Source organism: Dellaglioa sp. CoH-56-MRSF-12, from assembly GCF_056782075.1.
Map to the genome: position 1 here is coordinate 1 of NZ_JBXAYD010000002.1, position 24,764 is coordinate 24,764.

Genomic DNA, 24,764 nt, shown 5'->3' on the forward strand with positions numbered 1-24,764 from the left:
AATACTGGGATAAAGCCATTTAGAAACATATTAAATTTTATATTATTTCATCCGTCAACTTGACAGGGCCTAGTACAGGTCATGGTGGCCTCTTTTTTTGTTTTCAGAATAAAAAACTGGTGTTGATGAATTTTATTTCACCAACACCAGAAAGTGTACACCCTTAAAATAGCTATGTTCTATAATGTTTTTTAAATTTGTTTCAACAAACTAATATTGTCCTTTTTTGAATAAGATAGGACAATTGATGACTTAATCCAGTAGTTGTATGAATAATGTATTGTGTTAAAAATTAGCGTTTAATTTATCTATTACTTTTTAGGACGATGTACAGGGTATACAGTGAAATTAATAGGGCAACGATACTTACTGTTGTAGATAGAATATTCATTTGTTTTACCTCCATTTTTTAGATATACTATAAAGACAGGATAATTATGTAGAATAACTTTATCTATTAACAAATGTCACTAATGCTAACTGTATAACAGCAGTTAGCATTTTTTATTAATACTCCATGCGATATATATAATAGCATCAGAGTAGAATGAAGACAGATCTATTTTAAGTTTTAAGCTAAAAATAGTTTATTATGATCTATTTTATAACCTAAAATTAAATGTAAATTTTTATCAATAGTTTGGATAAACAGCTTATTATGACGTGATTTCAACTCAGATACGTGAAGTAAATCTTGAAGTAACAAGGGTTTATCAGAGGGAGTAACAATTAAAATAAAATATTCTGATGTACTAATTACCTTAGAAATAGGGTAAAATAGATTATTAGTAGTGTAATATAAATTAAAATTTTTATTTAAATCAATAGTGGCTAATTCTAAATCGATCATTCGCATAATATTTAACCATCCTTTAGTAGAAGATATAATTATTATGCATTTTTTTTAATGAAAATGAAAGGAATGAGGAAAAAAAATGCCAAGAGGATTAATTATTGAAGATGATACAATTATTTCTGATAATATTGTTGAAGCAACAGCAAAAATTATGACGTTAGAGCAAGCGTTCGATGGCGAGGAAGGCTTTTTTAAAGCTTCACAAAATATATATGATATTATTATTTTAGATTTAATGCTTCCTACAATATCGGGATTTGATGTATTAAAAAAAATTCGAGAAAAGAAAATTGACACGGCAGTGCTAATCTTATCAGCAAAAGATAGTGTTGACGATAAAATTACCGGATTTAATTTAGGGGCGGATGATTATTTAGCTAAGCCATTCAATTTAAACGAATTACAAATGAGAATAAAGGCTCTTCTGAAAAGAACAATGAAATTTGAAATAGATAGTGAATTAAAATATCAAGATATGATTTTATCTGATAACAGAACAATTATTTCTGGCAGCCAATCTATCAATTTACAGGGTAAAGAGTATGAATTTTTAACATACTTACTGGAAGATAAGAATACTATTTTAACGAAAGAACAAATATTTGACCGTGTTTGGGGATTTACGTCCGATACTAGCATTACGGTTGTAGAAGTTTATATGAGTAATCTGAGAAAAAAATTAAAAAAGATTGGTCATGAAAAAATGATTCGAACAATTAGAAACGTTGGTTATCTGGTTGAACCTGATGAAAAATAAGGCAAATAGAGATACGCGTATAAAATTATTTTTTATGTATCTTTTAAGCTTCAGTATTATTTTTGTAACACTTGGTTTAATTGTATATAGTTCATTTAATGACACCTTAACAGTTAATGTAGATATATCAATGAAAAAACAAATTAGACGAATAAAAGATTCTAATTATGTCTCCATAAATAGAATCGATGATAGTCCACTTTTGAAGCAAGCACCTGACTTTAAAGTCTATCAAATCTTATGGTCACAAAATGGAGAAATAATTAATAAAGATGCAATGGGTACCAGATACCCCGTTTTTAATAAGATACCATTTAAAAAATCTGATTTAAACAAATTTAAAACAATTAAACAAAAAAACGGACCTACGTTTAGGTCATACTTAATGGAAATTCCAGACTCAGCTGTTAAAAAATGGCATAAAGCACGATATATTCAAATTATTGAAAATATTGAGATTAATCAAAACTCATTGATTAGTTTTAGGAATATTTTACTTGTATCTCTGCTTATTTTTGGAATGTTGTCGATTGCCTTAAGTGTTATTTTATCATCTATTAGTATTAAACCAACGATTAGTGCATGGAATAAGCAAAGAGAATTTATCGATAATGCAGCCCATGAGCTTAGAACACCATTGACGATAGTACAAAATAAATTAGAGTATTTGTTAACAAAACCTAATGCAAATATTATCGATGAAAGCGAGTCAATTGCAACTTCATTAAGTGAGATTAGACGATTAAATAATCTAACAAAAGATCTATTATTGTTAGCTAATTCAGATTCTAATGCTAATGTGTTTAACTTTAAGAAAGTCCTTGCTAAGGAATACTTTGAGAATATTATTCATCCTTATGCAGATATTGCGCTTAGTCAAAATAAACAATTTTATTTTCAAATAAATATTGCAAGTAAGTACATTCAATTAGACGAAGACCGTATACATCAATTAATTGTCATTTTACTTGATAATGCATTGAAATACACAGTAGCGGGTAATGAAATTTCGTTTATCGTTATTGAGTCGGCTAAGCAACTAGTGATACAAGTCATTAATGATGGAGAAAATATTAGTGATACACATAAAAAAATAATCTTCCAACGCTTTTATAGAGAAGAAAAATCAAGAAATCGTAAAACAGGTGGTAATGGGTTAGGCTTGTCAATTGCGAAATGGATCGTTGAAGAGCATAAAGGTAAAATTGAAGTTAGAAATAAGATACCGAAGGGTGTCGTTTTTGAAGTTACATTACCAATGAAATCAAATGAATAAGTAAGGATAGGTTAATAATATGGAATTAGAATTTTTAGGTACAGGAGCAGGAGCACCTGCAAAAAATAGAAATGTAACCAGTATTGCACTAAAACTACTAGATGAACGTAATAGTGTTTGGTTGTTTGATGTAGGTGAAGCAACACAACATCAAATTTTACAAACGACAATAAAACCTCGGAAAATCGAAAAAATATTCATTACACATTTACACGGAGATCATATTTTTGGGTTGCCAGGTCTTTTGAGTAGCCGATCATTTCAAGGAGGTAATGGACCTTTAACTATTTTTGGTCCTAAAGGAATTCAAAATTTTGTGAAGACCAGTTTACAAGTTTCTGAAACGAAGTTGTCATATACAATTAAATTTGTAGAACTTGATAAACCTGGATTAATATTTGAAGATAGCACTTTTAAAGTATATTTTGATTACTTAGATCATCGTATTATAAGCGTGGGTTATCGAATTGTGGAACATGATTATGCAGGCGAATTACAAATAGATAAACTTAAAGAATTAAATATTCCGTCTGGTCCAATTTATGGAGAATTAAAAGCCGGTAAAATAGTTCAATTAGAAGACGGCACAAAATTAAATGGAAATGATTTTTTGGGAGAAACTAAAAAAGGGCGTATTGTCACAATTTTGGGCGATACAAGAAAAACAAAAAATAGTTATACATTAGCTGAAAATGCAAATGTTCTGGTTCATGAGAGTACATTTGAAAAAGCTGAATCAAAAATGGCAAGGAATTATTATCATACAACTAGTGCTCAGGCTGCAGAAATCGCTAAAAAATCAAACGTGAAAATGTTATTATTGACACATATTTCCGCAAGATATGTTGGTAAAATGGCCATTACTTTACAGAGTGAGGCAAGAAGTATCTTTAAAAATACAACGGTTGTTAGAGATTTTGATGTAATTAATGTGCCGTTTTCTCAAAAGGAAAAAGTAAATGATTAGTCAATATAAAGAGTTAAAAGATTTACGTAATAGAATCGTTCTAATTAGTGGTGGTTCAAGTGGTTTAGGTAAGGAACTGGCATATGAGGTTGCTAGAAAAGGTGCAATTGTTGTTATTTGCGCTAGACAAATGGATAAACTTACAGAGGTTAAAGATGCTTGTCAGCGTCTATCTGGTCGATTGGCTTATGCGATTGAATGTGATGTTTCTGATCCAATTCAAATTGAAAAAATGGTTAAAAAAATTGAATCTTCAATTGGACCGATTGAAGTACTTATAAATAATGCAGGGTTTGGTTTGATGGAGAATGTGTTATCTTTTGATATGGATGTTGCTGAAAAAATGTTTAGAGTAAACGTCTTGGGGCTAATGTACATGACTCAAAATGTTGCGCTAAATATGGCAGATAGAAAATATGGCGTTATTATTAATATTGCATCTATTGCTGGGAAAATTGCAACACCGAAATCAGCAATTTATTCAGCAACGAAATATGGTGTCCTTGGTTATTCTAATGCGTTGAGATTAGAATTAAAACCACTAGGGATTAAAGTTATGACAGTTAATCCTGGACCAATTGATACTAATTTCTTCAAAATAGCTGATAAAGAGGGCAACTATTTAAAAAATATTGGATCAATGATGCTAAATCCTGCGCATGTTGCAAAGATTATATCAAGAAACATAAGTACAAATAAACGCGAAATTAATTTACCATATTATATGGAAATGGCATATTTGGGATATACAATTTTCCCTAAAATGGGAGATTTACTTGCGGGTACAGTATTTAACAAAAAATAGTGGGGGAAAATATGAAAAAACAATGGCGAACAATCATAGCGTTATTACTTATTATCGTAATAGCAATTTTTTCAATTTTAAATGTAAAGGAAGTTTCAATTAATTTTTGGTTTGCAGAAATTAAAATGCCAATGATTCTTATTTTATTATTTTCAATTTTAGCAGGAGCACTACTGATAGGTCTGTTAACAACAAGTGCAACTTTAAAATTAAAAAAAGAAAATAAAGAATTAAATCAACAATTGGATGACTATAAAAATAATTTTGATGAATCATTGAAAAATTCAATTGATAAAATAAAAACTCAGAATAGAAAAGAAGTTCAATTACTACAAAATGAAATTAAAACGTTAAAATCAGAAAATATAAATCGTTAGTAAAGTAGAGGTTTAACATGATTGAATCAAAGTATAGTTGGAAGTTTTTAGATTTAAGTAATGACAAAATACCTAATGAAATATTTGAAAATATTCAATTAGATCATTCATTGATATCTTTACTATGGAGCCGCGGACTTACATCTGAAAAAGCTATTACTGATTTTTTAAATGTAGGAGCAGAAAACATTCACGATCCAATGCTTATGCATGATATGAGTAAAGGAATTGAACGAATTCAACAAGCAATAGTTAAAAATCAAAAAATAACGGTTTATGGTGATTATGATGCTGATGGGTTAACGAGTACCTCAATCATGTTTGAGACACTTAGTGATATGGGCGCAGATGTGGAAACTTATATACCTAACCGATTTATAGATGGTTACGGACCTAATGTAGATGCTTATAAAAGAATAATAGACAATGGTACTAATTTGATTATTACTGTTGATAATGGTGTATCAGGGAATGAAGCAATAGAATTTGCTCAATCTCAAGGTATAGATGTTATCGTAACCGATCATCATGAATTACCAGATGTTTTACCAAAGGCTTATGCAATAATTCATCCTCGACATCCTGAAGGAAAATATCCGTTTGGAGAACTTTCAGGTGCTGGTGTGGCATTTAAAGTTGCGAGTGCATTAACAGGTGATATTTCAGAAGAATTACTAGATTTAGTGGTAATCGGTACAGTAGCAGATTTGGTATCACTGACAGATGAAAATCGTTCACTTGTAAGTTTCGGTCTGAAGGTTTTACAACAAACGTTCCGGCCAGGATTGATTGCATTAATGGAAGTTGCGAATGTAAAACAGGAAACAGTAGATGAAAAAGATATTGGTTTTGGTATTGCGCCGCGTTTAAATGCAATTGGGCGATTAGGTGATGCAAATATTGGTGTTGAACTGTTAACTAGTCTAGACGATGAACGAGCACAGGAAATAGCAAACTTTGTTCAATCTGAAAATGTACGCCGTCAAAAAATTGTAGCAGATATATTAGAACTAGCATTGAAACAGGCTACAGCAGAGTATAATCAGTACAAGAAAACACTGGTAATAACAGGTGAAAATTGGCACGAAGGTGTATTAGGTATCGTTGCTAGTCGTGTTGTTGAAGTAACTGGTAAACCGACAATTATTTTAAACCAAGATACAGAGAAGGGCTATTTAAAAGGATCCGGTCGAAGTATTGATACATTTCATTTGTATAACGCAATTAATGAACATAGAGAATTAACATCTCATTTTGGTGGACATCATATGGCCGTGGGATTAACATTTCCCATTCAAAACTTAGAAAGATTTAGATTAGACTTGGAAAATGAAGCAGTATCTCAAGGAATTCAATTGAACGTTAAGCCAGCCAAAGTGGTTGTAGCAAAGCTAAATGTAGATCAATTGACTTTGGATTTTTATAAGGATATTGAAAAATTAAAACCATTTGGTACAGACAATGAAAAACCGATTTTTGAAATTAAATATAAATCAATACAAAATGTTAAGGCTATTGGTAAAACAGGAACTCACTTAAAATTTGAAGTTGTTGGTGAGAAAGAAAAAATTAGTGGAATTTCATTTTCAAATGCAAAGTATGTTGATGATTTCAAGAATACTTTAGATGAGATCAAATTAATCGGTGAAATTGAAAAAAATGTATGGATGAATAAAACAAATTTACAGTTAATGGTACAGGACATTAAATTTGAAGGGCTTGTAATTATTGATGAAAGAACTGACCACGTGAATAAAAGTTTATTTCAAAATGAAGGCTTGTTTATATTCTGGAATAAAAAAAATTATGACCAAGTAAAACAATTTTCATCAGACAAACAGATATTTAAGCAGGCTGATCAACTAAAAAGTGTATCAGATTTTGATAATCAAAGAACAATTATATTTGTAGATTGCCCAAGCTCGTTGGAACAAATGTCTACAATATTACGTTTATCGGATAGTCAGAAAATAATTGCAGTATTTTTAAAGACTAACAGTGCCTATTTAGATGGTATGCCATCCAGAGAACAGTATGCAAAGTTATATAAATTTGTGATGAGTCATAAAGATGTTGATATTAATAATCAACTAATCGTCTTATCTGATTTTTTAAAAATAAAGAAAAATTTATTAATATTCATGATTAAGGTGTTTTTAGAGTTGGAATTTGTTAAAATAAAAGATGGATTAATGACTGGAAAAAGTACAACAAATAAAATGGACATTAAAAATACTTCTGAATATAAGCTAAGAAATAATCGAATATTAGCTGAAGATAAGTTAGTCTACTCTAAAGAGAATGATCTTAAAAAGTGGATACTTGAACAATTGAATACAGAAGATTAAAGGAGCGTTTATTAATGGTATTAGATTTAACAAAGTATATTGCTGCAATTCCTGATTACCCAGAAAAAGGTGTTGTTTTTCGAGATATATCACCCTTAATGGCAGACGGAGCAGCATACCGCGAAGCAACAAATAAAATTGTAGAATATGCCAAGAGTAAAAATGTTGAGATGATTGTTGGCCCTGAAGCTAGAGGGTTTATTGTTGGATGTCCAGTGGCCTATGATCTAGGTGTAGGATTTGCACCAGCTAGAAAAAAAGGTAAGTTACCTCGAGAAACCGTTGAGGCCAAGTATGCATTGGAGTACGGAGAATCTGCACTATATATGCATAAGGATGCGGTACAACCTGGACAGAGGGTTTTAGTAACAGATGATTTATTAGCAACTGGTGGTACGATTGCAGCGACGATAGAATTAGTTGAACAATTAGGTGGTATTGTTGTAGGGACTGCCTTTTTTATTGAATTAGATGATTTAAAGGGCCGTCAAAAAATAAAAGACTATGATATATTCAGTTTAATGAACTATTAAATTCATGATTACAGCTTTATGATAGCTATTGTTGTATAATTTTATAAAATGAGGCTCTAGTATTGGATTTTCGTCCAATACTAGAGCTTTTTATTTTTAAATTAAGCTACGAGCTTTTGAATATTATCTTCCTTTTACCAAGAACAGACGGTTGTTTGCGAAATATTAATTATATATACATCAGTTTGGGTCCAAGATACAGGTATAATACTGATTTTTTATAATTCAGAAAGTCACTTAAAGCTTTTTTAATGTTAGGTATATAAAAATGTGCGAAATATGTGCAAAGTCATATGATGTTTTAATGCTTTATAGTCTCTTTTTATACAAAATAAAAAACACAAATGCCTTTAAACTGGCGTTTGTGTTTTTTTATTTTGGTTTAATATGATATAAAAAGGAGAGTACAGGATTTGAACCTGCGCGCGCCATTACAGCGTTCGCCGGATTTCGAGTCCGGTGCATTACCACTCTGCCAACTCTCCAAAATAACTTTGTTTAGTATATCAACTTTTTAATATAATTGCAAAACTCATTTAATTATTATCAATGCTTATTAAGTTAGCAAGAAATATCCACGTGTAGCTTGCGCCAAATAATAAGCTTAGCAGATGAATATATAAAATTATTGTTGGATATGACTGAACATTTTGAATAGAATTTATGGGGTCTCCAAAAAAATCACTCAAGCCATAATATGAAATAGCTACTAAGTGATCAACAACATGGACACTGGGTAACTTAGAGACAAATTCGGTAACTTTTGATTCACCTCCTAAAACGCCTATTAAAGAAGTTCCAACAAGCAAACCTTCATAGAAAATATTTAATGCAAATTCAGCAATAACCTGTACAGTATGTGCAAAATTATTTTGAACAATGTATGAAAGTAATTTTAATAAATAGAATGAACTAAAGGTAATGATAATAATACCTAATATAAATGTAAAAATAACTGTTGTTTCCATTAGTGGTGTAATCAAATTCATATAATTAATTAGATAAAAAATGAATGTAGTAATAAGTAATAATAAATACGATTCAATTTGCCAGAGTTTTGTTTTTTTAGGGAATAATTTTAGGTATGAAAAAAAACTATAACAAAACAGTAATGAAGCAATGCTAAATGTTAGTAGTCTTAAAATTAAGAACCTGGGGAAAAACATTAGACCAAAAATTGTACCTATTAAAAAACTTACTGCATAAAAATAAAATTTTTGTTCTTTTTCTTGAATAACTAAAAACGACAAAAAAGGGTGTTTAAATCTATTTTGTCTTGGTATTTTTGTAGGGGTGAATATATATTTAAAAAAATTAGTCAAACCTTTATCCCAAATAGTTAACCCAATCATAGACACCCAAATAATTAAAACAATTAAATAAAATGTTTGTGCAATCATATTAATCCCCTTTTTCGTATAAATATATGGTTAAATTTTATACGTCTAACTGGACAATTACAAGAGAATACATAAAGTGATTCTATAATTAGTATTCAAGGGGAATTAAGTGCAATTAAGTGCAATTAAGTGCAATACGACCAATGAGTCTTGTAATCGTTGCCAAATTTTATCTGTTCGCCGAGTGTGATAGTTTATTGATAAAGATATTTCTAGGGTAGTAATAAAAGTATTTAGGTTTAGTATTTGAAACTGAATAATGATACCTTTTTAAACCAGTGATACCAAATCTTGCCATCAAATGAGACATCAAGTACAATAAAAACAATATAATAAATGGAAGCTGGAAGATTAATGAAAATTGGAATTGATCGAATTAATTTTTTTACATCGAATCAGTACGTTGATATGTCAGAATTAGCTAATGTCAGAAATGTAGATCCTAATAAATATTTAATTGGAATTGGCCAATCAAAAATGGCTGTTATACCGCCGACACAGGACGTGGTGACGATGGGTGCAAATGCTGCAGATCTATTAATAGATAACGAAAATAGAGACAAAATTGACTTTGTTATTTTTGCAACAGAATCCGGTATTGATAATTCAAAGTCGGCAGGAGCCTACGTTTCAGGTCTTTTAGGCTTAAAACACGTGAGATCAATCGAAATTAAGCAAGCTTGCTATGGAGCAACGGCCGCTATTCAATTGGCAAAAGGACATGTGTCGCTTAATCCAAATAGTCAGGTTTTAGTCATTGGTGCTGATATTGCTAGATATGGTCTAAATACTGCGGGTGAACCTACACAAGGTGGCGGCGCTGTCGCAATGATTATTACGAAAAACCCAAAAATACTTTTATTAGATGCAGATAGTGGATTTGTAACGGAAAATGTTATGGATTTTTGGCGCCCATTAAATCACAGCGAAGCACTTGTAGACGGTAAAACTTCTCAGAACGTATATTTAGATTTTTTTAATCAAACATGGAATGAGTATAAAAATAAAACAGGATTAACTGTTGCTGATTTTAAGGCTATTTTATATCATTTGCCATATACAAAACTTGGTGTTAAAGGTTTAAGAGAAGTCCTTAATGAAGCGACAGATAGCAAAAAAATTGAATTAGAACGAGAATTTGAGGCAGCTAAAAAGTATAATAATCAGGTTGGAAATTTATATACTGGCTCACTATATTTAAGCTTTATATCTTTACTTGAAAATAGTAATGATTTAGAGGCCGGTGATAGAATAGGGATGTATAGCTATGGTTCAGGGGCAGTTGGAGAATTCTTTTCTGGTACATTAACAGATAATTTCAAGAGTCAATTACCGAAAATTAATTTAGAAGAACGTGTTCAAGTTTCTATTGAATTATACGAGAATATGTATCAAAATCATTTAAAAAATGATGGAGCAGATATTTATTTAGATTACAGTAATGATAAATCTAAATATATTTTAATAGGCAGCAAAAATATGCAAAGGCAATATTCTATTCAATAGAAAAAGCTACTAGATTAGTCTGACTAATTTAGTAGCTTTTTCTGCTTTGTTCATTAAAAATGACGATAGAGTCCAATGACTTTGCCTAAAATAGAGACAGAATCTAAAATAATTGGTTCCATTGAATCATTTTCGGGTTGGAGACGAAAATGATTTTCTTCTTTGAAAAATCTTTTACAGGTTGCCTCATCAAATTCATTCATTGCAATAACAATTTCACCATTTTCAGCAGTTGACTGTTTTCTGACAATAACTTGATCTTCATTTAATATCCCAATATTAATCATGCTTTCTCCGCGAATTGTTAACATGAATAAATCATCTGAGGAATTAAAGTCAGGTGGGAGGGGGAAATAATCAGTTACCTGTTCAACAGCCAAAATGGGTACACCAGCAGTAACGGTCCCGACCATTGGAATTAAATTTTCATGACTATTAACGCCAATCGCATCTAATCCAAGTGGTGTAAGTTCAATTGCCCTAGGTTTGGTGGGATCTTTAGTTAGTAATCCTTTTTTTTCAAGTCGAGCAATGTGTCCATGAACAGTGGAAGTAGATGATAGAGAAACAGCTTCGCCAATTTCTCTAACAGTTGGTGGATAACCCTTCGTGTCCACTCGTTCATGAATAAAGCGCAAGACTGCAAGTTGTTTGCTGTCAGATGCTTTTGTCATTTAGTACACCTCATCATCATTATTTATTATTTTAATAGTAGCATATGAAAGTAGTTGTTGCAAACAAACGTTCGGTTAATTTGAATAATTGTTTTTTATCATATTATCAGGTATGCTTATGAGTGAAATTTTAAGGAGTGATAATAAATGATCCCAGAAGATTTAGCACCAAGAATAAATGAATTAGCTGCAAAAAGTAAAACTGATGAAGGTTTAACAAAGGCTGAAGAAGCTGAAAGAAAAGAACTTCGTGAAACGTATCTTGCATTATTTAGAGAAAGTTTTAGAAGTCGAGTTGAAATGATGCAGGTTTATGATAAAACAGGTAAAGAAGTAACACCTGACAAAGTAAAAAAAGTTCAACGTGATAAAGGTTTACGAGATAACTAAGAAAATAGTTCCCAATTTGAATAGATTTACCTTTTCTTTTATGTGAAAATTGTGTAGAATTAGTGATTGAAGTGAATTGAAAGGGGTCTTGAATTATGTCAATGGGAATGACGATTTTAATCGCCGTTATTGCGTTAGCAGTTGGACTTGTCGGAGGATTTTTCGGTGCTCGTAAGTATATGGAAACATATTTACAAAAGAACCCACCAATCAATGAAGATATGTTAAGAATGATGATGGTCCAAATGGGCCAAAAACCTTCTGAAAAGAAATTACATCAGATGATGTCATCTATGAATGCACAAGCAAAAAATAGTTCGCAAAAAAAATAATTTAATATTTTATGAACAGGCAAGGATTTCCTTTGCTTGTTTTTTTTTATAAAAAGGAGGAGTTAGAATGACTATATTTAGAAAACTTGGATGGTTTTTTAAACAAGAAAAAAAATCGTATGGAATCGCAGTATTCTTTCTGATTTTAGTGGCAATCTTCCAAATTATTCCACCTAAAATTATTGGAAATATCGTTGATAGTATGAGTGAAAATGAACTAACAGTGAGTAAGTTAGCAATTTGGATTAGTATCTTAGTTTTTGTTGCATTAGGGCAATATCTGTTTAGATATATCTGGAGAACCAATATTTGGGGTAGCGCTGCTCGCCTTGAAAAAATTTTACGTACTCGATTATTTAAACATTTTATGCAAATGGATCAATCTTTTTTTCAGCAAAATAGAACAGGCGATTTGATGGCACATGCAACGAATGATTTAACAGCTATTCAGCAGGTTGCTGGTGCAGGTATACTAACTTTTGCTGATTCAATTATCACGGGTGGGACAACTATAATTGCAATGATATTTTTAATAGATTGGCGTTTAACAATCTTAGCAATTATTCCGTTACCTTTATTGGCGGTTATGGCTAGATATTTAGGAACTAAAATACACACTGCTTTCTCTACATCTCAAGCAGCGTTTTCAACGTTGAATAATAAAACGCAAGAGAGTGTCAGCGGAATTAAAGTGATTAAGACTCTTGGACAAGAACAAGAAGATATTGAAGATTTTGAAGGAAAAGTTGAAGAAACTATCAAGATTAATAGAAAAGTTAATTTATTGGATGCATTGTTTGATCCAATAACAAGTTTAATTATTGGATTGTCATATGTTTGCACTATCATTTTAGGTGGATACTATGTGGCTAACAACGTTATTTCAATTGGACAACTGATTTCATTTATAAGTTATATTGCGTTACTTGTTTGGCCGATGTTTGCTATTGGTCGATTATTTAATGTTATTGAACGTGGAAATGCTAGTTATGATCGTGTTCAAATATTATTAAATCAAAAAAGTGGCATTGTAGATAATGAAAAGGGGTTAGATAAATTACCGGTGGGATCTTTTAAATTTGATGTCCAGCATTTTAATTATCCAGATGATGATCGGGAAAGCTTGCATAATGTTAAATTTGAAATTGGTTCTGGTCAAACTCTTGGCATTGTTGGAAAAACGGGTGCTGGCAAATCAACGATTATGAAATTGATACTTCGTGAATTTGATGCATACAACGGAATGATTTCAGTTAATAATTCAAATATTAAAGAGTATGCCTTAGATACGTATCTGAAGTCAATTGGTTACGTTCCTCAGGAAAGCTTTTTATTTTCAACAACTATTTTAAATAATATACGTTTTGCTAATATGAATTTAACAAAAGAAAAGGTTGAAATGGCTGCATTTAATGCTGATTTGGATAGTGATATCACTGAATTACCACTAAAATATGAAACAGAGGTTGGAGAACAAGGAATATCCCTCTCTGGTGGCCAAAAGCAACGTTTAGCTATCGCTCGTGCCCTTGTAATTAATCCAGAGCTATTAATTTTGGATGATGCTCTTTCGGCAGTTGATGCCAGAACGGAATCTATTATTTTAACTAGATTAAAAGAGAAACGTCAAAATAAAACAACTATTATTTCTGCAAGCCGTATGAGTAGTGTAAAAGATGCAGATGAAATTATCGTAATTGATGGTGGAACAATTATTGAGCGAGGACAGCATGATACGTTAATGACATCAAAAGGTTGGTACTATCAAATGACAACTAAACAACAACTTGAAAGCAAGTTAGAGGGAGATGAAATTAATGAGTGAAAAGCCTAAATCTAGCTGGCAAAAAGAACTGAGCGGTAAAGAACAAAGAACAGTTATTAAAAGATTGTTGCCCTATACAAAAGATTTTAAAGCCGATTTTTTAATCGCAATTTTATTTGCGGCCATATTAAGTGGAATTAATATATTACTACCTCTTCTTTTACAGTATTATATGGATAACTATCTTCAATCGAAATCAACACCACTAAATATTATGTTTTTATTTGCGGGTCTTTACTTTATCGGTGTAATTTTAAAAGCAATTACTCAATTCATTCAAATGTATTTGTACTCAATGGGTGCAGAAAAAACATTAGAAAAAATACGTGTCATTCTTTTTAAAAAAATTCACACGTTAGGGATGCGTTACTTTGATAAGACACCGGCTGGAGCTGTTGTTTCTAGGGTTACTAATGATACGATGACATTAGCAGATTTTTGGACGCTATTTATGACATTAATCGTTGGTGTATTTTCACTTATCTCTGCTTTTGTAGCAATGTATATTGCCAAGCCACAGATTGCATTGGTAACGTTGATTTTTATACCAATTTTACTAATAACAACATGGTATTACCAACGGTTTAGTTCAAAGGTTTATCGACAAATGAGAGAATATTTGAGTCGATTAAATACTAAATTAAATGAATCTATCGTTGGAATAAATGTGATTCAACAATTTCGCCAAGAAAAACGGATTGAAGGCGAATTTGAGGACACTAATGAACTTTATTTGAAAAAAAGATTTGAAATGATTCGAACTAATTCATTGTTACTTTCACCAATTATTAGTTTATTTTATGCATTGGCTGTAGTAATGACACTTGGGTTATTTGGAATTAGCAGTTTAGATCATTTTGTTGAAGCAGGAATGGTATATGCATTTCTAACATATTTACAAAATTTCTTCAATCCCATGACAAACTTAATGGATTATTTGACAACTTTCCAAGATGGAATCGTTGCAGGTAGCCGAATCATTAGTGTTCTTGATGACCAAACAATAGAACCACAACAAACACCCGTGGCAGGAGCCACAATTACTGAAGGTAAAATTGAATTCAAAAATGTTACTTTTTCTTATGATGATGAGAATGCTGTTTTAAAGAATATATCATTTACGGTACAACCTGGTGAAACACTTGCTTTCGTTGGACACACGGGTAGTGGTAAAAGTTCAACCATCAATATTTTGATGAGATTTTATGATTTTGAAGAAGGGCAAATTTTAATTGATGGTTTAGATATTAAAAAATATTCGACAGAAGAGTTACGTAAAAAAATGGGGCTTGTATTACAAGATTCATTTTTATTTTATGGTAATGTTGCTTCAAATATTAGAATGTTTAATCAAGATATTACTGATGAACAAATTGAAAAAGCTGCTAAATTTGTTCATGCTGATCAATTTATTGATAAATTACCTCGGCAGTATCAAACGAAAGTTGTTGAACGAGGGGCAACATACTCCGCTGGTGAAAAGCAATTGATTTCATTTGCGAGAACGATTGTAACTAATCCCAAAATTTTAATATTGGATGAAGCTACAGCTAATATTGATACGGAGACGGAACAACTTATACAAGATGGGTTAAAACAAATGAGACAAAATAGAACGACGCTTGTTATCGCACACAGACTGTCAACTATTGTTGACGCTAACCAAATTCTAGTGTTGGATAAGGGTCAAATTGTTGAACGAGGAACACATGAAGAATTACTAAAATTAAATGGTAAATACGCTGACATGTATAGTTTACAAAATATATCAGATGATTAAGTTTAATTTTAAATAAAAATACTGGTAGAAAATCAATATGATTTCCTACCAGTATTTTTTTTGGAATTTAATTATTATTTTTACTTTTATGGGGATCAACATATTTAAAATTGGGATTAATTTCAGTATCTAATTTTTGAAATGCAGCCATTAATTGGGTGTCCATTTCTGTTTGGACCTCATCAGTCAATTTTGTTTTTTTGTCTAAATAGATTGGATCACCGAATGAAACGGTTACTCTTTTTCTACTGAAAAGTTGCTTTAAGGTTAATGGACCTTGATAGACTGCTGGAACTAGGGGTACCTGTGCCATTCGAGCAATTAAGAGTGAACCACCTTTTAATTCCTCGGAATGTCGGGTACCTGAGGGAAACATAATTAATGATAATTCGCCTTTTTTTAAAAATTTAACTGGCGTTTTAATTGTTGATGGACCTGGATTTTCTCGATCAACTGGAAAAGCATTGGCATGAATTAAGATATAGCGTAAAATTGGATTTACAAATAGTTCTTTTTTTGCCATAAATGAAAACTTTTTAGGACTACCAGCTAAGGCAAAGTAAAGGGGGTCAAACCAAGTTCGGTGTGGACCTACTAAAATATACGATCCTTCAGGTAGTTTTTCTTTATTAATATAGTGGGCATTCCCATTGATTAAGAATAAAAGTACTCGTACAATACCTCGTGCAAATGAATAAAACATGTGGCAACAATCCTTTCAAATTTTAAACTTTGTATGGTAAGTATGACTAATTAAATTAAAAGTTGCAAGTTTAAAAAAAATTATAGAAAATGGGTAATGAAAAATGGTTTCACTTAATAACAATGAACGTATTGACCAATTATACTCAAATCAAATTAAAATCATTCAGAGTTCAGATGTTTTTTCTTTTTCACTGGATGCTGTTTTATTAGCCCATTTTGCAGATGTTTCAAGAAAAGAATCAACTAAAATAGTTGATTTATGTGCGGGCAATGGTGCAGTCGGGTTATTTGTTAGTCAAAAAACAAAGGGTCAAATTTATCAGATTGAACTTCAAGAAAAATTAGCTGATATGGCAAATAGAAGTATTGAATTGAATCACTTGGAAAATCAAGTACAAGTTAAGCAAACAGATTTAATCAACACGTTTGATTATCTAGAAAAAGACTCAATTGATACCGTATTGTGTAATCCACCTTATTTTCCAAATACGCCACAATCTTCTCAGAATCCTAACAAGTATTTAGCAATTGCACGACATGAAATTACAACTAATTTAGATAGTATTCTAGAAATTACTAGCGGTTTATTGAAAATGAAGGGGAAAACTTTTTTCGTACACCGTCCTGATCGATTGCCTGAAATTCTAAGTAAAATGGTTAATCATCGGTTGGCGCCTAAAAAAATCCAATTTGTTCATCCAAAAGAGGGAAAAGAGGCTAACATGGTCCTAATTGAAGCAATTAAGGATGGCAATGCAGCAGGAATTAGGATTATGCCTCCTATTGTTGTTTATGGTAACGATGATGAGTACACACAAATGGTTCAGGAGATTGTTTATGGAAGATGAAAAAAAATATTATTTCTATGTATTACTGTGCGCTGATAATACACTATACGGCGGATTTACAACGGATCCCGAAAAAAGACTTGCAACGCATAATGCAGGGAAAGGTGCAAAGTACACAAAATTAGCTAGTAGACGGCCTTTGAAAATGATTTTGCAGGAATCATTTGAAACGAAATCTGAAGCATTAAAGAAAGAATATGCTTTCAAACACCAATCAAGAGATAAAAAAATTGCTTATTTAAAAAAGCAATCAGTTGAAATCTGAAATAATGTATAAAAAGATTTCAAATGATATAATGAAAGTATAAATTTTAAAATAAAGAGGTATAACATTATGAAAATCATTGCGTATGGTATCCGAGAAGATGAATTATTGTATGTCCAAGAATGGGAAAAAGATAATCAAATTAAAATAAAAACTGTTAATGAATTATTAGACGAAAAAACAGTTCAATTAGCAGAAAATTATGACGCTATCGTTGCCTACCAACAAAAGGACTATACACCTGAATTAATTAAAAAAATTCATGATTTAAATATTAATTATTTATCGATTCGTAATACTGGTGTGGATAACGTTGATGGGGATGCAGTTAATAAGTATGGATTGATTGTGACGAATGTGCCATCTTATTCTCCAAGTGCTGTTGCGGAGCTATCTGTAGCTAAATTGTTGGAGTTATTTAGAAAAACACCACAATTTAATCGTAAAATGAAGAATAACGATTTCACTTGGGAACCCGATATCTCTAAAGAAATCCGCACACAAACAGTTGGTGTGATTGGTACAGGAAGAATTGGGCAAACAGCCATTAAAATTTTTAAAGCATTTGGTGCAAAAATTATTGGATATGATATTTATCAAAATCCTGCTTTGAAAGAAGAAGGAATCTATGTTGATACATTAGATGAGCTATATGCAAAATCAACAGTTATCACAATTCATAGCCCTGCTACTGAAGATAATTATCATTTATTAGATGACGAAGCATTTAGTAAAATGCAAAATGGTGTGCATATTTTGAATATGGCCAGAGGAACATTGATTGACACCGATGCACTGATAAGAGCGCTAGATTCAGGGAAAGTAGCCGGTGCCGCATTAGATACACTTGAAAATGAGACTGATTATTTCAATAAAGAATTAACAGAATCACAAGTAAATGGTACTTTTAAAAACTTATTGCAACGTGAGAATGTGTTAATTACCCCACACACAGCGTTCTATACAGAGCCTGCTGTCAGGAATATGGTTATAGATGCTTTGAATGCAAGTAAAGACTTAATAGAAACAGGACATTCTGATAAAGAAGTTAAATTTAAATAAAATTAGTCAGAAAATGGAGGATTTTGTATTATGAAACTAATTGCGTTCGGTATGAGAAAAGATGAAGTTGGATTTGGTAATCAATGGTCTGATGACAATCAAGTTGATGTTGAAATTACTCAAGATTTATTAACGAATGAAACGATACAGCAAGCGGATGGATTTGATGGTATTATTGCATTGCAAACAATCCCTTATAACGAAACATTATTTTCTAAAATGAAAGAGATGAATATTAAGATTCTTTCTGTTAGAAATGTCGGGGTTGATAATATTGATTTAGTTGCAGCTAAAAAATACGGTGTGACGGTGACAAATGTCCCAGCGTATTCACCTAACGCGATTGCTGAATTTTCTGTGACACAATTGATGCAACTCTTAAGAAGAACACCAGAATTTAATTTAAAAATTAAAAATCAAGACTATCGTTGGGCTCCAAATATTTCACGCGAGTTGAGAAGCTTAACCGTGGGTGTTATTGGAACTGGACGTATTGGCCGGGTTGCAATGGACATTTACAAAGGATTCGGTGCAAAAGTTATTGCATACGATGTCTATCCAAATGCTGAATTAAAAAAGAGTGGTATTTATGTTGATACATTAGATGAGTTGTTCGAACAAGCAGACGTTATTACATTACATACGCCAGCTACAAAAGAGAATGAACACATGCTTAATCGAGATTCATTTGAAAAAATGAAACACGGAGTTCTGATTGTAAATACAGCCCGTGGAACGTTAATTAATACTGAAGATTTAATTGACGCATTAAAATCAGGACAAGTTGGTGGAGCAGCTTTAGATACGTATGAATTCGAAAATCCAATATTTAATCATGATTTAACGGACTCATCTATTGAAGATCCATTATTTAATGAACTTTTAGATATGGTAAATGTTATTTTAACACCTCATATTGCATTCTATACTGAAACTGCAGTTAAAAATATGGTTGAAATTGCTTTGAATAGTGCTTATCAATTTTTAACAACAGGCGTTGTGGAAACAGAAGTTAAATAATTAAAAATAAGACTTGTGTTCTAATTTTAGATTTTGTATACTTAAAGACGATGTTAAAACATCAATTCACACCTTGTGGGATGTGACTGAGGGTGCTCGGGAGAGTCTTAGCACAGTTGAACACTTGGGAGGAAAATAAAACTTTTACTCGGAGGCACTACATTATGGCTGTTATTAGTATGAAACAATTGCTCGAAGCCGGTGTTCATTTTGGACATCAAACACGTCGCTGGAACCCAAAGATGAAACCATACATCTTTACTGAAAGAAATGGTATTTATATCATTGATTTACAAAAAACAGTTAAATTAGTTGATGCTGCTTATGCATCAATGAAAAAAGCTGCTGAAGATGATGGTGTTGTTCTTTTTGTTGGTACAAAGAAACAAGCACAAGATGCTATTGAAGAAGAAGCAACTCGTGCTGGACAATACTTTGTTAACCATCGTTGGTTAGGTGGAACTTTAACTAACTGGAACACAATTCAAAAACGTATCAAACGTCTTAAAGAAATCAAAAAAATGTCAGAAGATGGCACATTTGATCTTCTTCCTAAAAAAGAAGTTTCTTTATTAATTAAACGTAGAGATCGTCTTGAAAAATTCTTGGGTGGTATTGAAGATATGCCTCGCATCCCTGATGTATTATTCATTGTTGATCCTCGTAAAGAACGTATCGCTGTTAAGGAAGCTCAAAAATTGAATATTCCTATCATCGCTATGGTTGATACAAATAGTGATCCAGATGAAATTGATGTAAAAATCCCTTCAAATGATGATGCAATTCGTGCTGTACGTTTGATTACTGCAAAAATGGCTGATGCTATTATTGAAACTAATCAAGGTAAAGAAGAAGTGAATGAAGCTTCTTTCAAAAAGGCTGACGAAAAAGTAGATTCAATCGAAGATATCGTTGAAGCTGTTGAAGGCGGAAATGATAAAAAAACTGCTGAATAGTAAATAAATTAGGCTGTCTCAAAATTAGGTACTGTAATGGCCCTTTCTTTTGAGGCAGTTTTTTTAGATATAAAATCAATTAAATTATTTAAACAAGGAGGCCATTCAAATGGCAAAAATTTCTGCTTCTCAAGTTAAAGAATTACGTGATACAACTGGTGTCGGTATGATGGACGCAAAAAAAGCACTCGTTGAAGTTGACGGTGATATGCAAAAAGCAATCGATTTCCTCCGCGAAAAAGGTATGGCAAAGGCTGCTAAAAAAAGTGACCGTGTTGCTGCTGAAGGTCTATCTGATGTTCAATTCTCTGGTAACTTTGCAGCTATTGTTGAAGTTAACGCAGAAACTGATTTCGTTGCTCAAAACGAACAATTCAAAACACTTGTTAAATTGATTGCTACTAAAATTGCTGAAGCACATCCTAAAGATGTTGAAGAAGCACTTACAATTAAAACAGACCGTGGCACAATTAATGATGATTTAATTGAAGCAACACAAGTAATTGGTGAAAAAATTTCATTACGTCGTTTTGAATTAGTAGAAAAAACTGATAATGAAAGTTTTGGATCATACTCACATATGGGTGGCTCAATTTCAACACTTGTTGTCGTTACAGATGCTGATGAATCAACTGCTAAAGATGTTGCTATGCATGTTGCTGCAATTAATCCTAAGTATGTATCTCGTGAACAAGTACCTGCTGATGAATTGGCACATGAAAAAGAAGTACTTTCTAAAGAAGCTGCTAATGAAGGCAAACCAGCAAATATCATTGAAAAAATGGTTGAGGGTCGTTTAAATAAATATCTAGCTGATATTAGCTTAGATGATCAAGATTTTGTTAAAGATCCTGACATGACAGTTGCTAAGTATGTTGCTTCTAAGGGTGGAAAAGTTAAATTATTTATCCGTTATGAAGTTGGAGAAGGTCTTGAAAAGAAAGAAAATAATTTTGTAGACGAAGTTATGGGCCAAATTAAATAATTTTCTACAATCCAAAAGTTTGTGCTTTAAGCACAAACTTTTTTTAATAAATTTATTTTGATATAAATTGAATTATTAATTATACCTAAAATATGGTAAAATAATTGTAAATAGATTGTAGGAGGAACATTGGATGTCAGATGTTAAGTATCGACGCGTTATGTTGAAGTTAAGCGGTGAAGCATTAGCCGGAGAACAAGGATTTGGTATTAATCCACCTGTAATTAGAAAAGTTGCTGAAGAATTAAAAGAAATTCAAGAAATGGGTGTTGAAGTCGCTATCGTTGTTGGTGGTGGTAATATGTGGCGTGGTGAAGCTGGAGCCGCAATGGGTATGGAACGTGCGCAGGCAGATTATATAGGGATGCTAGGAACAGTTATGAATGCACTAGCATTGCAAGATAATCTTGAGTCTGTAGGTGTCCCAACTCGAGTTCAAACAGCTATTGAAATGCGCCAAATTGCAGAACCCTATATTCGCCGTAAAGCTGTTCGTCATCTTGAAAAAGGTCGCGTTGTTATTTTTGCTGCGGGTACGGGTTCACCATATTTCTCAACAGATACAACTTCAGCGTTAAGAGCTGCAGAAATTAATGCTGATGTTATATTGATGGCAAAAAATGGCGTAGATGGTGTCTATTCTGCTGATCCTCAAAAGGATGACTCAGCAACAAAATATGAAGAATTAACACATTTAGATATAATTAATAAAAACTTACAAGTTATGGATACAACTGCAAGTACATTATCGATGGATAATGATATTCCGTTAGTCGTATTTAATTTGAACGAACCAGGAAATATAAAAAAAGTTGTTCTCGGTGAAACCATCGGAACAACCGTTAGGGGAAAATAAATGAAAATAACAGAACCTATATTAGTTGATGCTCAAGATAAAATGTCAAAAGCAGAGGTTTCACTTCAAAAAAATCTTGGTAATATTCGGGCTGGTCGAGCTAATGCTAGTTTATTGAATAATGTGACAGTAGATTATTATGGTGCACCAACGCCACTTAATCAAGTTGCACAAATTTCAGTACCAGAAGCTCGCGTACTTTTAATTACGCCATTTGATAAAAGTGCTTTGAAGGATATTGAACATGGTTTATTAGTTGCTGATTTAGGAATTAGCCCTTCGAATGATGGATCAGCAATTCGATTAGTTATTCCTCAATTAACAGAAGAACGTCGTAAGGAATTAGCTAAAGACGTTAAAGCTGAAGCAGAAAATGCTAAAGTTATTATTCGTAATATCAGACGTGATGCAGTTGATGCCTTGAAAAAATCAGAAAAAAATGGTGATTTAACCGAAGATGATTTACGAGATTTAGAAAAACAAGCTCAAGATGTGACGAATGCATCAATTAAAAATATTGATAATATTCAAGCAGATAAAGAAAAAGAAATTTTAGCAGTTTAAATAAATAGCTTTATTTTAAGACAGGCGTCGTTTTGTGCCTGTTTTTTTGCTACAATAGAACATGTAACTATTCTTGGAGGTACAATATGGCTTTTAATTTTAAAAAAAATAAAACAAATGAATTAATCCAATTGGATATGGAAAGAATTCCTAAACATGTTGCTGTTATAATGGATGGTAATGGACGTTGGGCAAAAAAAAGGCATTTACCTAGAATTGCGGGACATAAAACCGGTATGGATACTGTAAAAACAGTAACTATGGCTGCAAGTGATTTAGGGATTAAAGTTTTAACACTTTACGCATTTTCTACTGAAAATTGGAAACGGCCCGAAACAGAAGTTAATTACCTGATGAGTTTACCGGGTACTTTTTTTGATAAGTTTGTACCAGAATTAATTGAAAAGAATGTAAAAGTTAATGTTATGGGCTACATTGATCAGCTTCCAAATGAAACAAAATTAGCTGTTCAAAATGCAGTGGAAGATACTAAAGATAATACAGGGATGGTTCTTAATTTTGCATTAAATTATGGTGGGCGAGCAGAGATTGTGACGGCTATCAAAAATATTGCAACTGATACCTCTAATGGTAAACTAAGCGTTGAAGAGATAACAGATAAAACAATTGACCAGTATTTAATGACTAGTAATTTAGCACCTTATAATGATCCGGAATTACTAATCAGAACTAGTGGTGAAGAAAGAATATCTAATTTCTTATTATGGCAAATTGCTTATAGTGAATTAGTGTTTACTGATACATTATGGCCTGATTTTTCTGAAGATGCATTAAAAGATGCAATACTAAATTATCAAAAAAGAGACCGCCGTTTCGGTGGTATAAAAGAATAGGAGAATTTTTATGAGACAGCGCGTAATTACGGCAATTGTGGCTCTCTGTATTTTCATACCATTGGTTATTATTGGTGGACTACCATTGCAGATATTTGCTTTAATTTTAGGATGCATTGGTATTTCGGAAGTATTTGTAATGAAGAAAAAATTATTGATATCACCAGAGGCTACTTTTGGTATCTTAATGACAATAACTGTGATTGCACCAGATAAGTGGTTTAAATTTTTACCAGCTCACATTTCTTCTGTAAATGTATTTTATTTTCTTGTTGCACTTCTATTAATGTATATGGTTACTTCAAAAAATCGTTTTTCATTTGATGATGCTGGTGTTTTTGTCTTAAGTTCTTTATATGTCGGGATGGGATTTCATTATTTTATTGCGGCAAGAGGCAACGATTTTAACGGATTAATGACATTAGCATATATTTTAATTGTTATCTGGACAACAGATACAGGTGCTTACATGTTTGGACGTAAGTTTGGTAAAAATAAATTAGCACCACATATTAGTCCAAATAAAACATGGGAAGGTTCAATTGGTGGAACATTAATGGCTACACTGTTAGGAAGTATCTTTATTTACTTCTTCCCACAAAATCATTCTTTTCCTATAATGATTTTGATTACGTTAATCCTTTCGGTATTTGGACAATGCGGTGATTTAGTTGAGTCCGCGTTTAAACGTTTCTATGGTGTAAAAGATTCTGGACGTATTCTACCTGGACATGGTGGTATTTTAGATCGATTTGATAGTTTAATATTTGTATGGCCAATTATGCATTTATTTGGGTTAATGTAATAAATTAAAGGGGGAGGA

At 31.9% G+C, this 24,764-nt stretch carries 26 protein-coding genes and 1 tRNA gene; 22 read left to right on the plus strand and 5 right to left on the minus strand.

Annotation, left to right across the window (positions count from 1 at the left end):
- Nucleotides 1–571: 571 nt before the first annotated feature.
- Nucleotides 572–856 (minus strand): hypothetical protein, encoded by a 285-nt coding sequence (locus AC1RPY_RS01825; protein ID WP_481762401.1) that lies wholly within the window; start codon nt 854–856, stop codon nt 572–574.
- A gap of 79 nt (nt 857–935) precedes the next feature.
- Between AC1RPY_RS01825 and AC1RPY_RS01830 the strand changes: the two genes are divergently transcribed.
- The 7 genes from AC1RPY_RS01830 to AC1RPY_RS01860 are packed head-to-tail and all read left to right on the plus strand — an operon-like array spanning nt 936 to nt 7,919.
- Nucleotides 936–1,613: a response regulator transcription factor gene (locus AC1RPY_RS01830; protein WP_481762182.1), complete on the plus strand. Its 678-nt coding sequence runs from the start codon at nt 936–938 to the stop codon at nt 1,611–1,613.
- Nucleotides 1,603–2,889: a sensor histidine kinase gene (locus tag AC1RPY_RS01835; protein ID WP_481762402.1), complete on the plus strand. Its 1,287-nt coding sequence runs from the start codon at nt 1,603–1,605 to the stop codon at nt 2,887–2,889. Before AC1RPY_RS01830 ends, AC1RPY_RS01835 begins: the two co-directional genes overlap by 11 nt.
- Nucleotides 2,890–2,908: 19 nt before the next feature.
- A complete protein-coding gene (gene rnz / locus AC1RPY_RS01840; RefSeq protein ID WP_481761397.1) occupies nt 2,909–3,856 on the plus strand; it encodes a ribonuclease Z in 948 nt (315 codons plus the stop codon).
- Nucleotides 3,852–4,661, plus strand: coding sequence for an SDR family NAD(P)-dependent oxidoreductase (locus AC1RPY_RS01845; RefSeq protein ID WP_409022789.1), 810 nt, complete (start codon nt 3,852–3,854; stop codon nt 4,659–4,661). Before rnz ends, AC1RPY_RS01845 begins: the two co-directional genes overlap by 5 nt.
- A gap of 11 nt (nt 4,662–4,672) precedes the next feature.
- Nucleotides 4,673–5,038: a lipopolysaccharide assembly protein LapA domain-containing protein gene (locus tag AC1RPY_RS01850; protein WP_481761396.1), complete on the plus strand. Its 366-nt coding sequence runs from the start codon at nt 4,673–4,675 to the stop codon at nt 5,036–5,038.
- Between the two features lie 17 nt (nt 5,039–5,055).
- Nucleotides 5,056–7,386, plus strand: a complete 2,331-nt coding sequence (gene recJ / locus AC1RPY_RS01855) for a single-stranded-DNA-specific exonuclease RecJ (RefSeq protein ID WP_481761395.1) — start codon at nt 5,056–5,058, stop codon at nt 7,384–7,386.
- A gap of 14 nt (nt 7,387–7,400) precedes the next feature.
- Nucleotides 7,401–7,919, plus strand: coding sequence for an adenine phosphoribosyltransferase (locus AC1RPY_RS01860; RefSeq protein ID WP_481761394.1), 519 nt, complete (start codon nt 7,401–7,403; stop codon nt 7,917–7,919).
- A gap of 398 nt (nt 7,920–8,317) precedes the next feature.
- Here AC1RPY_RS01860 and AC1RPY_RS01865 read toward each other — a convergent pair.
- Both AC1RPY_RS01865 and AC1RPY_RS01870 read right to left on the minus strand, forming a co-directional pair.
- Nucleotides 8,318–8,404, minus strand: a tRNA-Ser gene (locus AC1RPY_RS01865).
- A gap of 51 nt (nt 8,405–8,455) precedes the next feature.
- Nucleotides 8,456–9,319 carry a hypothetical protein gene (locus tag AC1RPY_RS01870; protein WP_481761393.1) on the minus strand — a complete coding sequence of 288 codons (864 nt, stop codon included), beginning with the start codon at nt 9,317–9,319 and terminating at the stop codon, nt 8,456–8,458.
- Between the two features lie 354 nt (nt 9,320–9,673).
- Between AC1RPY_RS01870 and AC1RPY_RS01875 the strand changes: the two genes are divergently transcribed.
- Entirely contained in the window at nt 9,674–10,825 is a 1,152-nt protein-coding gene (locus AC1RPY_RS01875; protein WP_481761392.1) for a hydroxymethylglutaryl-CoA synthase, read from the plus strand.
- 53 nt (nt 10,826–10,878) lie between these two features.
- On the opposite strand, the gene lexA is transcribed toward AC1RPY_RS01875, so the two are convergent.
- Nucleotides 10,879–11,499, minus strand: coding sequence for a transcriptional repressor LexA (gene lexA / locus AC1RPY_RS01880; RefSeq protein ID WP_409022434.1), 621 nt, complete (start codon nt 11,497–11,499; stop codon nt 10,879–10,881).
- 147 nt (nt 11,500–11,646) lie between these two features.
- On the opposite strand from lexA, the gene AC1RPY_RS01885 reads away from it, so the two are divergent.
- The 4 genes from AC1RPY_RS01885 to AC1RPY_RS01900 all read left to right on the plus strand — a co-directional run bounded on the left by AC1RPY_RS01885 (nt 11,647) and on the right by AC1RPY_RS01900 (nt 15,826).
- Complete coding sequence (locus tag AC1RPY_RS01885) at nt 11,647–11,889, plus strand: DUF896 domain-containing protein (RefSeq protein WP_409022435.1); 243 nt, start codon at nt 11,647–11,649, stop codon at nt 11,887–11,889.
- Nucleotides 11,890–11,984: 95 nt separating this feature from the next.
- Nucleotides 11,985–12,221, plus strand: a complete 237-nt coding sequence (locus AC1RPY_RS01890) for a YneF family protein (protein ID WP_112249992.1) — start codon at nt 11,985–11,987, stop codon at nt 12,219–12,221.
- A 67-nt stretch (nt 12,222–12,288) separates the two neighbouring features.
- Complete coding sequence (locus tag AC1RPY_RS01895) at nt 12,289–14,046, plus strand: ABC transporter ATP-binding protein (RefSeq protein WP_481761391.1); 1,758 nt, start codon at nt 12,289–12,291, stop codon at nt 14,044–14,046.
- Nucleotides 14,039–15,826, plus strand: a complete 1,788-nt coding sequence (locus AC1RPY_RS01900) for an ABC transporter ATP-binding protein (protein ID WP_481761390.1) — start codon at nt 14,039–14,041, stop codon at nt 15,824–15,826. The genes AC1RPY_RS01895 and AC1RPY_RS01900 overlap by 8 nt, the downstream gene beginning before the upstream one ends.
- A gap of 67 nt (nt 15,827–15,893) precedes the next feature.
- Here the strand turns inward: AC1RPY_RS01900 and AC1RPY_RS01905 are convergent, their stop codons facing one another.
- On the minus strand, nt 15,894–16,529 hold the full coding sequence (locus AC1RPY_RS01905; protein WP_409022438.1) for a lysophospholipid acyltransferase family protein: 636 nt from the start codon (nt 16,527–16,529) through the stop codon (nt 15,894–15,896).
- Nucleotides 16,530–16,632: 103 nt separating this feature from the next.
- On the opposite strand from AC1RPY_RS01905, the gene AC1RPY_RS01910 reads away from it, so the two are divergent.
- From AC1RPY_RS01910 to AC1RPY_RS01955, 10 genes are all read left to right on the plus strand, one after another.
- Nucleotides 16,633–17,379 carry a tRNA1(Val) (adenine(37)-N6)-methyltransferase gene (locus AC1RPY_RS01910; RefSeq protein WP_409022439.1) on the plus strand — a complete coding sequence of 249 codons (747 nt, stop codon included), beginning with the start codon at nt 16,633–16,635 and terminating at the stop codon, nt 17,377–17,379.
- Entirely contained in the window at nt 17,369–17,644 is a 276-nt protein-coding gene (locus tag AC1RPY_RS01915; RefSeq protein WP_409022440.1) for a GIY-YIG nuclease family protein, read from the plus strand. The genes AC1RPY_RS01910 and AC1RPY_RS01915 overlap by 11 nt, the downstream gene beginning before the upstream one ends.
- A 69-nt stretch (nt 17,645–17,713) precedes the next feature.
- On the plus strand, nt 17,714–18,706 hold the full coding sequence (locus tag AC1RPY_RS01920) for a D-2-hydroxyacid dehydrogenase (protein ID WP_481761389.1): 993 nt from the start codon (nt 17,714–17,716) through the stop codon (nt 18,704–18,706).
- A 30-nt stretch (nt 18,707–18,736) separates the two neighbouring features.
- A complete protein-coding gene (locus AC1RPY_RS01925; protein ID WP_481761388.1) occupies nt 18,737–19,726 on the plus strand; it encodes a D-2-hydroxyacid dehydrogenase in 990 nt (329 codons plus the stop codon).
- A 164-nt stretch (nt 19,727–19,890) separates the two neighbouring features.
- The gene (gene rpsB / locus AC1RPY_RS01930; RefSeq protein WP_409022443.1) at nt 19,891–20,682 is read left to right on the plus strand and encodes a 30S ribosomal protein S2; all 792 of its coding nucleotides are present in this window, start codon (nt 19,891–19,893) and stop codon (nt 20,680–20,682) included.
- Between the two features lie 109 nt (nt 20,683–20,791).
- A complete protein-coding gene (tsf, locus tag AC1RPY_RS01935; protein WP_481761387.1) occupies nt 20,792–21,667 on the plus strand; it encodes a translation elongation factor Ts in 876 nt (291 codons plus the stop codon).
- 133 nt (nt 21,668–21,800) lie between these two features.
- Complete coding sequence (gene pyrH, locus AC1RPY_RS01940) at nt 21,801–22,523, plus strand: UMP kinase (RefSeq protein WP_481761386.1); 723 nt, start codon at nt 21,801–21,803, stop codon at nt 22,521–22,523.
- On the plus strand, nt 22,524–23,087 hold the full coding sequence (frr, locus tag AC1RPY_RS01945) for a ribosome recycling factor (protein WP_409022446.1): 564 nt from the start codon (nt 22,524–22,526) through the stop codon (nt 23,085–23,087).
- Nucleotides 23,088–23,173: 86 nt separating this feature from the next.
- Nucleotides 23,174–23,941 (plus strand): isoprenyl transferase, encoded by a 768-nt coding sequence (locus AC1RPY_RS01950; protein ID WP_481761385.1) that lies wholly within the window; start codon nt 23,174–23,176, stop codon nt 23,939–23,941.
- Nucleotides 23,942–23,951: 10 nt separating this feature from the next.
- Nucleotides 23,952–24,746, plus strand: coding sequence for a phosphatidate cytidylyltransferase (locus AC1RPY_RS01955; protein ID WP_409022448.1), 795 nt, complete (start codon nt 23,952–23,954; stop codon nt 24,744–24,746).
- Nucleotides 24,747–24,764: the final 18 nt, after the last annotated feature.

Excerpts from the sequence above, each read along its gene's own strand:
- AC1RPY_RS01825 (WP_481762401.1), bottom strand. The coding sequence starts at position 856 with ATGCGAATGATCGATTTAGAATTAGCCACTATTGATTTAAATAAAAAT.
- AC1RPY_RS01830 (WP_481762182.1), top strand. The coding sequence starts at position 936 with ATGCCAAGAGGATTAATTATTGAAGATGATACAATTATTTCTGATAAT.
- AC1RPY_RS01835 (WP_481762402.1), top strand. The coding sequence starts at position 1,603 with ATGAAAAATAAGGCAAATAGAGATACGCGTATAAAATTATTTTTTATG.
- rnz (WP_481761397.1), top strand. The coding sequence starts at position 2,909 with ATGGAATTAGAATTTTTAGGTACAGGAGCAGGAGCACCTGCAAAAAAT.
- AC1RPY_RS01850 (WP_481761396.1), top strand. The coding sequence starts at position 4,673 with ATGAAAAAACAATGGCGAACAATCATAGCGTTATTACTTATTATCGTA.
- recJ (WP_481761395.1), top strand. The coding sequence starts at position 5,056 with ATGATTGAATCAAAGTATAGTTGGAAGTTTTTAGATTTAAGTAATGAC.
- AC1RPY_RS01860 (WP_481761394.1), top strand. The coding sequence starts at position 7,401 with ATGGTATTAGATTTAACAAAGTATATTGCTGCAATTCCTGATTACCCA.
- AC1RPY_RS01870 (WP_481761393.1), bottom strand. The coding sequence starts at position 9,319 with ATGATTGCACAAACATTTTATTTAATTGTTTTAATTATTTGGGTGTCT.
- AC1RPY_RS01875 (WP_481761392.1), top strand. The coding sequence starts at position 9,674 with ATGAAAATTGGAATTGATCGAATTAATTTTTTTACATCGAATCAGTAC.
- lexA (WP_409022434.1), bottom strand. The coding sequence starts at position 11,499 with ATGACAAAAGCATCTGACAGCAAACAACTTGCAGTCTTGCGCTTTATT.
- AC1RPY_RS01885 (WP_409022435.1), top strand. The coding sequence starts at position 11,647 with ATGATCCCAGAAGATTTAGCACCAAGAATAAATGAATTAGCTGCAAAA.
- AC1RPY_RS01890 (WP_112249992.1), top strand. The coding sequence starts at position 11,985 with ATGTCAATGGGAATGACGATTTTAATCGCCGTTATTGCGTTAGCAGTT.
- AC1RPY_RS01895 (WP_481761391.1), top strand. The coding sequence starts at position 12,289 with ATGACTATATTTAGAAAACTTGGATGGTTTTTTAAACAAGAAAAAAAA.
- AC1RPY_RS01900 (WP_481761390.1), top strand. The coding sequence starts at position 14,039 with ATGAGTGAAAAGCCTAAATCTAGCTGGCAAAAAGAACTGAGCGGTAAA.
- AC1RPY_RS01905 (WP_409022438.1), bottom strand. The coding sequence starts at position 16,529 with ATGTTTTATTCATTTGCACGAGGTATTGTACGAGTACTTTTATTCTTA.
- AC1RPY_RS01910 (WP_409022439.1), top strand. The coding sequence starts at position 16,633 with ATGGTTTCACTTAATAACAATGAACGTATTGACCAATTATACTCAAAT.
- AC1RPY_RS01915 (WP_409022440.1), top strand. The coding sequence starts at position 17,369 with ATGGAAGATGAAAAAAAATATTATTTCTATGTATTACTGTGCGCTGAT.
- AC1RPY_RS01920 (WP_481761389.1), top strand. The coding sequence starts at position 17,714 with ATGAAAATCATTGCGTATGGTATCCGAGAAGATGAATTATTGTATGTC.
- AC1RPY_RS01925 (WP_481761388.1), top strand. The coding sequence starts at position 18,737 with ATGAAACTAATTGCGTTCGGTATGAGAAAAGATGAAGTTGGATTTGGT.
- rpsB (WP_409022443.1), top strand. The coding sequence starts at position 19,891 with ATGGCTGTTATTAGTATGAAACAATTGCTCGAAGCCGGTGTTCATTTT.
- tsf (WP_481761387.1), top strand. The coding sequence starts at position 20,792 with ATGGCAAAAATTTCTGCTTCTCAAGTTAAAGAATTACGTGATACAACT.
- pyrH (WP_481761386.1), top strand. The coding sequence starts at position 21,801 with ATGTCAGATGTTAAGTATCGACGCGTTATGTTGAAGTTAAGCGGTGAA.
- frr (WP_409022446.1), top strand. The coding sequence starts at position 22,524 with ATGAAAATAACAGAACCTATATTAGTTGATGCTCAAGATAAAATGTCA.
- AC1RPY_RS01950 (WP_481761385.1), top strand. The coding sequence starts at position 23,174 with ATGGCTTTTAATTTTAAAAAAAATAAAACAAATGAATTAATCCAATTG.
- AC1RPY_RS01955 (WP_409022448.1), top strand. The coding sequence starts at position 23,952 with ATGAGACAGCGCGTAATTACGGCAATTGTGGCTCTCTGTATTTTCATA.